Source organism: Lentzea sp. NBRC 102530, assembly GCF_030269365.1.
Lineage (GTDB): Bacteria > Actinomycetota > Actinomycetes > Mycobacteriales > Pseudonocardiaceae > Lentzea.
In genome coordinates this window covers 364,208-375,421 of the sequence record NZ_BSTF01000001.1, presented here as the reverse complement: position 1 = coordinate 375,421, position 11,214 = coordinate 364,208, and the positions used below count along the sequence as shown (strand labels likewise).

Below are 11,214 nucleotides of genomic sequence, written 5' to 3'. Positions count from 1 at the left end.
CGGCACACTCCCCAGTGTCTTCTCCCCTATGGAATCCACCCTGGCACCGCGATTTCACCGCACATCCGCCATTCGGCCCACCACCCACCTAGTGGGACGCTGGTCTCAGTTGGCGGCGAGTGCGCGCAGCAACGCGGGCACCTCCGGAGGGAACACGAAACACAAGGCCCCTTCCTGGATGCCATACTTGACGATCGGAGGCAGGCCCCGATGAAGAAGCCCTTGCGCCTGCAGCGATGCGGTCAGACCTAGATAAGGGCTGCTGAACCTGCGCATTTCACCGACGTCTGGATCCGCACCCAGCGAGGGCACCTGGTCGAACTGGACCCGGTTCCCTTGGACTGCGAGTCGGAGCGCTGCCGCCTGGGACGGCGCGTGCGCGTCGAGTTCGACGAGGAGCACGGCGAGCTCTTCCAGCGTCCATGTCGCCGGCCGCTGATCCTCGATCTCGTCGACGTAGGAGGACAGGCGATCCGCGTCTGCGGACGAATCCTCGTCGACGTCCACCTCCAACACGAACGCACGTGCGAGCAGCTCAGTTGGACGCATCAGGAACAGCCGCCGTCCGGTCAGGCCCTGGTACTCCAGAGAGAGCTCAGGGCGCGGGCCGATGAACTCGGCTCCCTGCCGCCACCACCAGTCCTCCTTCTCGTCACGGGTGACGATCAGCAGGTCGCGCTGGTGTTCCTGGGCGTACCGGGTGGCCTGGTACCAGACGAGGTAGTCGCCCGCACCGCCGTCGGCCGAGCCGTCCTCCTGCTTGCCCGCGTCCTTGTAGCCGGGCGGGATCTCCGCGGTGATGCGCCGAGCAGCCTCGGCAACGCAGGAAGCGTGCTCCTCCTCCGGCAGCGGCGAGGTGACCCGGCCGTGCAGCAACTCCTCCAGCTGCTCCAGGATCGGATCCCCGACCCGGTCCGCGTCGGCGTGCGCGAGCGCCTGCTGAAGCTTTCCCTGGAGTCCCCGCACGAGCGCGTCCACCTCGCCGGTGAGCCCGGCCAGATCGCCCTGGTTGAAGCCCACGGCCTTGGCCCAGACCGTCAGGGTGTCGGTCATCGCGCGGCCCGACTTGGCGAGCGCGTCGGTCGCGGTCTTCGTCGCGCCGCGCGGGCTGCCCTGCGCCCGCTGGCGGTGCCGCCAGAACTCGCGCAACGCCTGGTGCGGCACGACGAGCCGGTCGCCCAGGCTCTTGAAGGTGTTGATCAGGTCGCTCGACGTCCGCGGGCTGAACCTGTACAGGTCGAGCAGCACGTTCGCGTCCACCGCGACGACCGCCTCCCGCAGCGCGGTGTCCAGCTCGGCCGGGGAGGCGATCTTGTAGCCGGCGAACTCGCCGTCGTACAACCCGTTCATGCCGGAATGATCGCGGCAGGGCGAGCGGCGTTTCAGCGAGTTGCGGGCCGTTCATCCGAACGGCCCACCCGGCGTCAGAGGGCGAGCGCGCCCTCGATGCGGGCGACCATCGCGTCCTCGGCGTCCACCACGACACCGTCCGCCTCGGCCACCTCGCGGCAGATCGCGAGCACCGCGCGCGGGAAGTCCGCCGCGTCCTCCGGCGACTTCGCGGTCAGCGTCTTCATCGACGACCGCAGCGCCTCCAGGATCATCGGCTCGATCTCCTCGTCCGTCCCGGCGGGAACGGACGGGCGCGCGCCACCGAGGACGGTGCGCAGGTCGGGCGACAGGTGCGTCAGAGCGCGCAGGCCGGCGAACCGCTCCTCCAGCACCGGGCCGGGGTCGGCGTGGGAAACCAGCAGCATCGCGCCGTACACGGCGGTGCGGAGCGTGCGGCTTTCCTCGTCGGAGTAGAAGATCATGTGGCCCACTCTAGGTCGTCGGGTCGGCGGGGAGTTCCGGTGTTGATTAGAAGACTCCCGAACGCCCGCGCGGTTGCGTCCGAACAGGGAAAACGCCTGTGACGGACGTCAATCGGCGGCAAGGCGAACAAACGGCGGCCGTCGAGCGTTGAACCAGTTCCAAGGCAACTGACTCAGGAGGATGTGCTCGATGACGACCACCGCTACCCGGCCCCGCGTCACGGTTCGGCGGGTGGTGTTCACGCTCGTCCTCCTCACCGTGACGACGCTGCTGTTCTGGGTGCCGTTCGAGGGCCTGTTCGCGGCCAGCGCGGAATGGCCCGACCCGGTCCGCCCGATCGCGGCCGTCGTGTTCATCGCCGCGGCCGTCACGATGATGGTGCTGTTCACCCAGCGCGGCAGTGACCGCGCCGCACGGATCTCCCAGTTCCTGCTGGGGTTCGTGTGGATCGCGTTCGTGTGGACGCTGCTGACGGACGTCGTGCGGCTCGGCATGGCGCTCGCGGGCGTCGAGAACCCGTTCCGCAGCCGTTTCATCGCCGTGCTGCTCGCGGTCCTCATCGTCACCGTGACGGTGTACGGCGTGTACGAGGCGATGCGCGTGCCGCGGATCAAGCGGCAAGACGTGACGATTCCCCGGCTCGACCCCGCGTTCGACGGCCTGACCGTCGCGGTCATCACCGACACGCACTACGGCGCCATCAACCGCGCCAAGTGGTCACGCGGCATGGTCGACGCCGTGAACAGCCTGAACGCCGACGTCGCCGTGCACGTCGGTGACATCGCGGACGGCACGGCCGAGCAGCGCCTGGAGCAGGCCACGCCCCTCGGCGACGTGAACACCCCGCACCGCTTCTACATCACCGGCAACCACGAGTACTACTCGAACGGCCAGGGCTGGGTCGACCTGATGACCCGGCTGGGCTGGAAGGCGCTGCGCAACGAGCACGAGACGCTCACGCGCGGCGAGGCCAAGCTCGTGTTCGCGGGTACCGACGACGTCACGGCGAGCCACTCCGGCGAACCCGGCCACGCCGCCGACCTCGCGCACGCGTTGCGCGGCGCCGACTCCACCGCGCCGGTCGTGCTGCTCGCGCACCAGCCGTCGGAGATCGGCAAGGCCGTCGAGGCGGGCGTGGACCTGCAGCTGTCCGGGCACACGCACGGCGGGCAGATCTGGCCGTTCCACTACCTGGTGCGACTCCAGCAGCCGGTGGTCGCCGGCCTGTCCAGGCACAGCGACCGCACCCAGCTCTACACCAGCCGCGGCTCCGGCTTCTGGGGTCCGCCGATGCGCGTCTTCGCGCCCAGCGAGATCTCGCTGCTGACGCTCAAAGCCGCGTGAGGTGACCTGAGTCGTTGAACCGCACGAGACGCGGTGACTGGCCGGTCGTGTAGCGGATGACCGTCAGCGCCGCGTTGTCGTGGTTCAGCGTCAGCCAGCTCTCGGGCGGGGCGTCGAGTGCGTCCCGCACGAGCCAGCTGATCAGGAACGCGTGCGTCACGACCAGCACCGGTCCGTCGCCGGGCCGGGCGAACCGGGTCTCGGCCTCGTGCGCGAGTGCCGGGCCGCGGGTGCGTTCGGACTCGGGGAACCGGTCGAAGAACTCGTCGTGGTCGGGGACGAAGTGCGGCACGAAGTCGTCCGCCGCGGCCTCGACCCGGCACGGCACCTCCAGCACGTCCGCGATGATCGACGCCGTCTCGGTCGCGCGGGGCAGGGGACCGTGGTGCACGGCCGCGAAACCGGTGTCCCGCAACCGTTCGGCCAGCGCTTCGGTCTGCCTGCGGCCGTGCGCGGTCAGCCTCGACCCGTCGTTCGTCGCTTCGCCGTGCCGGACCAGGTGAAGATCTCTTGTCACGCCGTGCAGTCTGCCTTGATGGCACTGGCGGCGTGATGGGCGTAGGTGGGTCCGGAGTTGTTCCAGTCCTGACCTCGGGTGAGCAGCTGCACGGTCAGGTTTCCGCTGGCCTTGAACTTCCCGGCGCTGACCCACTGGCCGCGCTTGTCGACCTGCTTGATCGCGAACGACGCGAGCGGCGTGCCGCCGACCCCGTTGCGGTCGTAGACGTTGTACACGGTCGGATTACCCCCGACCTCCTCCAGCCCGCCGTTCGGGACGTGCACGGAGACCTCGCAGGTGCCGGTTGCGGCGAACGTCCACAGGCCGTAGGCGGAGCTGTCGTCGCGGCGGGCGTCGCCCGACATCGGGATCGACACGAACGTCGAGCCGCACCTGCCGTCGCCGTGGTCGACCCAGCCCTTCTTGCCGTCGCGGTACGAGCCGACGCTGGTGAACCCGCCGCAGCCGGGCCCGGTCGTGAACGACCTGGCACCCCCGGGCGCGCGGCCGGTGTCCCCGGCGGGTGGCGGGGCGACGTTCTGCGTGGTCGTCGGCACCAGGCCCAGCGCCGAGGACGCGAGCGTCGGGTTCTGGCTGTCCGACGCGGACTCCTCCGGCAGCTCCTCGGGCGGCGTGATCATGCCGGGGATGTAGCTGTGCGAGGGGTTCGCCATGTCGGTGGTGCCGTCGCCGGAGCCGCCGTCGAACGTGGTGATCGCGATCCCGCCGAGCACGACCAGCGCGACGATGGCGGCGATCGCGGCGGCGCGCGGCTTGAGGGGACCTGCCTGTTTCGCTTGCTCTGCCTGCTCCACGCGGTCACCGGCGGCGGCCCAGCGCGCGGCTCCCCTGGCGCGGGCAGCCTCCATCAACGCGGGGTCGGGCGCCAGGTGGCGCTCGGTCGGTGGTTCGTCGGGGAACTGGGTCGGCACGGAGCGCAGTGTGCCAGGGACACAGGGCCACTCGAACGTGTGGTTCTTTCACGAACGGGTTGTTTGACTTCAATGGACCGCACGCCGTGGCGGCCGTTAGCCCGTTTCGTCTACGTACCGTGACGGCGAGCGGGTCAATCTCGTGCCGATTCCTGACTCGTGAGTCAAGCGAGGCACCCTCCCGCACCTGCGGACACCCGTCGCGCAAGTGGCGAAAAACCGGATCTTGTCCCGGTTTCCGTGTCACGGAAGGGAAACACCTGCAGAACGCCTTGATCTCGGTGCGTTGCGAGGCAACGGAACCGGTTCAGCGCCGCCATGTTCAGGACAGGGCGTCGATCAACGCAAGATCTGGCGGCACCAGGGTCGTCGACAGGACGAGTTCCCGCATCAGGTTGTCGTTCAACGCGTTCCCGACCGGCTCGCCGACCTCCTCGCGAACCAGGCCGGGCACTCCCTCGCGGGACAGCCGGACCCGCACCGCGGCCACCATGTGTTCGACCTTCTTGAGGCTCCACTGCTCGTCCGGCCGCAAATCAGACAGGACGGTGGCGACGTGCTGGCGGGCCAACGGCTGTGGGTTCGCCTCGTGCATGAGGTAGCGCTGGCCGAGCACGACCAGAAGCAGTCGTTCGTCGTCGGTGAGCCGCCATCGGCGTGGAGGCTCGGTCACCGCGCCGTGCGGCACTGACGGCTGGCCGCCGTCGGGTCCCGCCACGTACAGCTCCAGCAGGTGCTCGCGGTCGCGGGTGCCGCGGATGAACAACGGCGTGTAGCCGTGCACGAGCGGCACCGGGTCCTCGTCGGGGAAGAGCCACCGCGATCTGGGCAGCCGGATCGGCAGCCGCCCGAGGTTGCTCACCCACCACCCGCCGTCGCGGCAGGTCAGCACGCCGTGCCGGCGGGACACCCGCAGGTCGCTCTCGCCCACGCAGATGTCGACGTCGGGCCGGTTGCGGCCGAACACGACGGCGTGGCCGTCCACCGGAGCGCTGTTCACGCGGCCCGCGAGAGCGAGCGCGACGATCCCTCCGGGCACGGTCTGCGGCACTTGCCGGGCGAGGCTTTCGTACATTCCGAGCAGTCTCCTCCCACCGAACGGGGACCCGTCCCCAGGCCGTGTCCGGCCAGTGCGTTCGATGAGAGTCGCGGTCGAGAGACCCGGAGGCGGCCTAAGATCCGGGTTCGTGGTTGGGCGGACGATCGCGGACCGGTACCGGCTGGAGCAGCACCTCGGCACGGGAGGCATGGGTGAGGTCTGGCGGGCGACCGATCTGGAACTCCAGGAGACCGTCGCGCTGAAACGCACCGGCGACGCCGCCCGGGAGGCACGCATCGGGGCCGAGCTGAGCCACCCGAACGTGATCGCGACCCTCGGCACCGCGACCGACGGCGACGGGCAGTGGCTGGTGATGGAGTACCTGCCGTCCCGCACCCTCGCGGAGATCATCGAGACGGACGGACCGATCGCCCCCGACCGGGCCGCGCGGATCGGCGCACAGCTCGCGGACGCGCTGACGGCCATGCACGCCAAGGGAATGGTCCACCGCGACGTCAAGCCCGGCAACGTCCTGGTGGCCGAGCACGACGTCGCGAAGCTCAGCGACTTCGGCATCTCCCGGTGGGCCGAGGCGACCCTGGTCGGCGGCGGTGACGTCGCGGGCACGCCCGCCTACCTCGCCCCGGAGGTCGCGGACGGCCACGAGGCACGGCCCGCGGCCGACGTCTTCGCCCTGGGCGCGACGCTCTTCGCCGCCGTCGAGGGCACCTCGCCGTGGGGCTCCCCGGACGCCGGGTCCGCGGAGCAGCTCCGGCGAGCCAAGGCCTACGACATCACGCCCGCACGCCGCCCCGGACCGTTCGGCGACCTGCTCGCCCAGCTGCTGCGGCGCGACCCCGAGGACCGTCCCGCCGCCGAGAACGTCCGCGCGTTGCTGGAAGGCGTGACACCTCGTCGCAGTCGCAGGCCCCTGGTCCTCGGCGCGGCCGCGCTCGCCCTCGTCGTCGCGGCGGGCGGCCTCTACCTCTGGCAACGCCCGACCGCGGGCACGGTCGGCGACCCGGCCACGATGGACGTCTGTGCGCTCGCCGCCACGCCAACCGCCTACGAGCGGTTCGGCGCGCGCAAGGCCGACACGGCCGATGAGAAGTCGTACTGGTTCAACGGCTGCGCGACCTGGTTGTCGTTCGACGACAAGGGTGAGGACCGCCTGGTGGTGGAGTACTCCGTCAAGCAGTTCGTGCAGTACGGCGCCAAGGAACCCGACGGCGTGCTGGGCCCGCTCGAGCAGCAGGCCGACACGCCCGGCATCTGCACGAAGACCGCCGAACTCGTGGACGGCAACGTGCTGCAGATCGACGTGAAGACCGGTGGCACGGCGCAACGGCCGTTGTGCGAGATCGCCGACGTGGCGGGCGGGCACGCGCTCGAGGTCCTCGCCCGCGACCAGATCCCGCGCCGCGAGCACGCCTGGCCGAAGGACTCCCTCGCCTCCGCCGACGCCTGCGCGGTGTTGGAGAAGGGCGACATCCGCGCCCAGTTGGAGTCCGAGGCGACCCCGTACCCGTGGAACGAGCTCGGCAGTTGGGGCTGCGGCTGGGACTACCGGCAGCGCCAGATCACCATCGAGTTCAGCCGCCAGGGCCCGTTCGAACCCGACGACGGCGACCCGGCGGACGTCGGCAGGCCCGCCCGCGCCGAACCCGAGGACGGCGCCTGCGAGGTCTCGTTGCAGCACAAGGAGGTGCGCGAGGACAGGTTCGAGGTGGTCGTCGTCGTGCTGGCGGACAAGGACGTGAAGGACTCTTCGACCCTGTGCCCCGGAGCGATCTTGCTGGCCAAGACGGTGGTAGCCAAGCTCCCCGGAGCCGCCTAGGGTGCCCGCCATGCCCTCAGGTAGACAGGCCGTCGTGCTGCTTGCCGCCCTCGTGGCGGGTTGCGGCACGGCGATCCCCGGTTCCCCCGTCGCAGGACCGCAGTTACCTTCCACCTCGGCGTCGCAGACCGTCACCGTCGTGACGACGACTCCGCCGGCGAGCAGCAGCGCCGCTGCTCCCTCCGCACCGCAGCCGCCTCCCCCGCCTCCGCCCGTCGCGAAGTTCGGCAACCCGAACGGCACCGTCGCCGTACCCGCGGAAGCCGCCGCCGAGGACACCTCCAAGCCCACCCGCGTGATCGGCACCGGCACACCGGCCAGTTGCACCTCGCAGGCCGTGACCGACGCGCTCGGCGCCGGTGGTGTCGTCACCTTCGACTGCGGCGCGCAGCCGCACACCATCCCGATGGCCGCGACCGCGAAGGTGCGGCAGCGGACCGTGCTCGACGGCGGCGGCCGCGTCACGTTGAGCGGCCAGGGCCAGCGCCGGATCATCGAGCAGAACGGGCCCCGGCTCGTCGTGCAGAACATCACCCTCGCCGACGGCAACTCGACCGGCGACCAGACCGAGGGCGGGGGCGGCGGCGCGATCTTCGTGCTCGGCGGCCAGCTCAAGGTCGTGAACTCGCGATTCGCGAACAACAGGTGCGACACCAACGGACCCGACCTCGGCGGTGCCGCGATCCGGGTGACCGACTGGGCGCAGAAGACGCCGATCTACGTCACCAGCAGCACGTTCGAGGGTGGCGTGTGCTCCAACGGTGGTGCGCTGAGCAGCATCGGCGCGTCCTTCGTGGTGCTCAACAGCCTGATGCGCGGCAACAAGGCCATCGGCCGCGGCGCCAACCCGGCGCGCGGGGGCACGCCGGGCGGCGGCAGCGGTGGCGCGATCTACAACGACGGCAACACGTTCACGCTGCGCGTCGCCGGTTCGTTGATCGAGGACAACACCGCCAACGAGGGCGGTGGCGCGGTCTTCTTCGTCAGCAACGACAAGTCCGGCTCGATGTCGGTCGAGGGGTCCACGCTGCGCCGCAACCCGAGCCTCGGCTTCGAGACGATCAAGGGGATCTTCTACCTAGGCGCGGCCGAGAAGCCGAAGGTCAGCGGCTCGACGATTCAGTGAGCCCGCGACCAGCAGCAGCGCGAGACCGCACACGGACATCGCGAGGCTGAACCCGTAGACCCAGCGGAACCCCAGCTGCTGGGAGACGCCGAGCAACGCGCCCGCGACCATGCCGCCGACGATCTGGGTGTTGCTGAACATCGTCGTGGCGTGGCCGGGCCGCAACGGGTCGAGGCTCTGGAAGTACGTGATGCCGACGCCCATGATCAACGAGATGACCGTGGCGTGCAGCAGCTGCGCGGCCATCACCTGCCAGACGGAGTCGGTGAACACCATCACCCCGTGGTAGCCCAACGCGATCACGGCGCCGATGAGCACGAGCTTGTGCTGCGACATGCGGTTCGCGAGCGAGCCGAACCACAGCATCATCGGGATCTCCAGCGCCGCGCACAGGCCCATCGCGAGCCCGGCATCGCCCGCGGTGCCCTGCAGTTCGGTCGTGATGAACAACGGCAGGCCGCTCACCGCGAGCGCCACGGCTCCCTGCAGGAACAGGAACGCGGCGGACACGACCATCATGTTGCCGCGCGCCGGACCGGCCGATTCCTCTTCCGCGGCAGGCTCCTCGGCCTGTGCGGGCGGGACCGGGAGGGTGAGCGCGAGGACGGCGACGCCGAGCTGGAGGACCGCGGTGGCGCCGAAGAGCCCGACCCAGCCGGTCTGCGCGACGAGCAACGCGGCCACCGGCGGTCCGGCGACCCAGGCGACCGACAGCAGCGTCCGCAGCACGCTGACGACCATCGACGGTCCCTGGGAGACCTGCCGGCCGTACGCGAAGAGCTGCGGCAGCAACGAGCCCGTGATCGCGATGAACACCACGGACGTGCCGAGCAGGTACCAGTAGTCGCGCAGCACGGCGAACAGGCCGTAGCCGATCGCGCCCGCGACACCGCCCGCCGCGAGCATGTACCGCCGCTGCACCCGGCCGTCCGACAGCCTGCCCATGATCGTGCTCGCGACGACCTGCGCGATCGGGCTGACGATCAGGAAGAACCCGAGCTGGAACGGCGAGACCTTGATCTCGCTGGTCAGGAACAGCGAGCCGAACGGCAACGCGAACGCCATCGAGACGCCCGACACGACGCTGATGCCGGAGAGTTGGAGGAACGTGCGGGACAAGAACGGCGAGGATCTTCTCTCGCTGAGTGTTGTCACCCCGTCATCGTGCTCGTTGAGCGGTCAATCAGGAAACCAGATATCCCTTGATGCGGGCAAAATCTCACACGACGACGATCGCGCCGTCCCTGCGGTGATCTGCACCACCTCTGAGCAGGCCTGATCCGGTCATTTCGACCACCTGGCAACCGCCGAAGAACATGTTCGGCGCGCGGAACCGGGTGACCGGCAATTCGCTTTCCGGTCGAATTCCCGGTTCGACGTGGAGGTGGTCTCCCGACAGGTGCATGCGGGGTGCGTCGACGGCGTCCTGGGCGGGCATGCCGCGGTCGAGGACGTTCACGAGGACCTGCAGGATCGCGCCGGTGATCCGGCTCGACCCGGCGCTGCCGAGCACGAGTTCCGGTGCGCCGTCGCGCGTCACGACGGTCGGCGCCATCATCGACGGCAGCCGGTCGCCCGGCGCGTGGCTGAAGAACCCGTCCGGCGACAGGTCCTCCTCGCCCATCATGTTGTTGAGGTGCACGCCCGCGATCGAGATGCCGGAGCCCGCGCCGTTCGTGGTGGTGACGCTGCACGCCGTGCCGTCCGCGTCGAGCACGGAGATGTGCGTGGTGGAACCGAGGCGGTTCAGGTGCGTCTTCGGCGTGGCGAGGGCGCGGACCAGGTCCTGCTGCGACGGGTTGTCCGGCAACGCCTCGAGCATCTGCGTGAGCAACGCACCGCCCGCCGCGGGTGGTGGGTTCGTGTGGATGTCACGGCCGCGATGCCGTACGTGCAGCGGTTCGCGTTCGACGGCCTCGTACGCCCTGAGGTCCGCGCGCGTGAGGTCGCCGCCGTGGCTCTGGATCCAGTCGGTGATCGCGGTCGCGATGTCGCCGTCGTAGAACGGGGTGGCGCCGTCGCGGCCGAGCCGGTCGAGGGCTTCGGCGAGTTCGGGCTGGACGAGGAGTTCGCCCTCCTCCAGCGCGGTGAGGCCGGCGCTTCGGGCGAGCGGCAGCAGCAACGTCGTGACGTACGCCTGGTACCGGTTGACCCGATGGCCTTTGCGGGCATGCATCGCCGCTGTGGCCACGAGTTCGTCCAACGGCGCACGGCCGTAGGTGGCGGCTTTCGCCGCGCCGGCGGGCATTCCGTAGGCGGCGACCGAGGACGGTCCCACGTGGAACTCCTGCTCGGCGTCACCGAAGTGGACGGTGATCGGGTCGAGCGGCGCCCTGGGTCCCTGCTTGCCGCTGCCCGGCGCGACGGCCGAGAAGTCCAGCAGCACAGGGGTTTCCCCGGCTGGGGCGATCATCATGTACCCGGCCGAGCCCAGACCGGTGAGCAGGGGTTCGGTGACGCAGGACGTGAGCATCGCCGCCACGGCCGCGTCCACGGCGTTGCCCCCGGCGCGCAGCATCGCCGCGCCCGCCTGTGCGGTGAGCGGGTGGCCCGCCGCGATCGCGCCTCGCACCGTCGACCTCCAGAAGTGAAGGCGTTCCACGGTAGACCTGGTCCAGATCG

Annotated in this window: 10 protein-coding genes; 3 read left to right on the top strand and 7 right to left on the bottom strand. The window is 70.1% G+C overall.

The annotated features are described in order from the left end of the window. Positions 1 to 105: 105 nt before the first annotated feature. Together QSK25_RS01830 and QSK25_RS01825 are read right to left on the bottom strand one after the other, a co-directional pair. Positions 106 to 1,350: a PIN-like domain-containing protein gene (locus QSK25_RS01830; RefSeq protein ID WP_285631499.1), complete on the bottom strand. Its 1,245-nt coding sequence runs from the start codon at positions 1,348 to 1,350 to the stop codon at positions 106 to 108. Between the two features lie 74 nt (positions 1,351 to 1,424). After that, complete coding sequence (locus QSK25_RS01825; RefSeq protein ID WP_285631496.1) at positions 1,425 to 1,814, bottom strand: hypothetical protein; 390 nt, start codon at positions 1,812 to 1,814, stop codon at positions 1,425 to 1,427. 190 nt (positions 1,815 to 2,004) lie between these two features. Between QSK25_RS01825 and QSK25_RS01820 the strand changes: the two genes are divergently transcribed. Next, the gene (locus QSK25_RS01820; protein WP_285631492.1) at positions 2,005 to 3,159 is read left to right on the top strand and encodes a metallophosphoesterase; all 1,155 of its coding nucleotides are present in this window, start codon (positions 2,005 to 2,007) and stop codon (positions 3,157 to 3,159) included. On the opposite strand, the gene QSK25_RS01815 is transcribed toward QSK25_RS01820, so the two are convergent. The 3 genes from QSK25_RS01815 to QSK25_RS01805 form a co-directional block, all read right to left on the bottom strand. After that, on the bottom strand, positions 3,146 to 3,676 hold the full coding sequence (locus QSK25_RS01815; protein ID WP_285631489.1) for a histidine phosphatase family protein: 531 nt from the start codon (positions 3,674 to 3,676) through the stop codon (positions 3,146 to 3,148). The genes QSK25_RS01820 and QSK25_RS01815 overlap by 14 nt on opposite strands. Further along, positions 3,673 to 4,590, bottom strand: a complete 918-nt coding sequence (locus QSK25_RS01810; protein WP_285631486.1) for a hypothetical protein — start codon at positions 4,588 to 4,590, stop codon at positions 3,673 to 3,675. The genes QSK25_RS01815 and QSK25_RS01810 overlap by 4 nt, the downstream gene beginning before the upstream one ends. Positions 4,591 to 4,912: 322 nt before the next feature. Then, positions 4,913 to 5,665: an FHA domain-containing protein gene (locus QSK25_RS01805; protein WP_285631484.1), complete on the bottom strand. Its 753-nt coding sequence runs from the start codon at positions 5,663 to 5,665 to the stop codon at positions 4,913 to 4,915. A 112-nt stretch (positions 5,666 to 5,777) separates the two neighbouring features. On the opposite strand from QSK25_RS01805, the gene QSK25_RS01800 reads away from it, so the two are divergent. Then, a complete protein-coding gene (locus tag QSK25_RS01800; protein WP_285631481.1) occupies positions 5,778 to 7,466 on the top strand; it encodes a serine/threonine-protein kinase in 1,689 nt (562 codons plus the stop codon). Positions 7,467 to 7,476: 10 nt separating this feature from the next. Next, positions 7,477 to 8,592: a hypothetical protein gene (locus QSK25_RS01795; RefSeq protein WP_285631478.1), complete on the top strand. Its 1,116-nt coding sequence runs from the start codon at positions 7,477 to 7,479 to the stop codon at positions 8,590 to 8,592. On the opposite strand, the gene QSK25_RS01790 is transcribed toward QSK25_RS01795, so the two are convergent. Both QSK25_RS01790 and QSK25_RS01785 read right to left on the bottom strand, forming a co-directional pair. Next, positions 8,545 to 9,747 carry an MFS transporter gene (locus QSK25_RS01790; protein ID WP_285631475.1) on the bottom strand — a complete coding sequence of 401 codons (1,203 nt, stop codon included), beginning with the start codon at positions 9,745 to 9,747 and terminating at the stop codon, positions 8,545 to 8,547. The genes QSK25_RS01795 and QSK25_RS01790 overlap by 48 nt on opposite strands. A gap of 64 nt (positions 9,748 to 9,811) precedes the next feature. Beyond that, positions 9,812 to 11,164 (bottom strand): gamma-glutamyltransferase family protein, encoded by a 1,353-nt coding sequence (locus tag QSK25_RS01785; RefSeq protein WP_285631472.1) that lies wholly within the window; start codon positions 11,162 to 11,164, stop codon positions 9,812 to 9,814. Between the last annotated feature and the right edge of the window lie 50 nt (positions 11,165 to 11,214).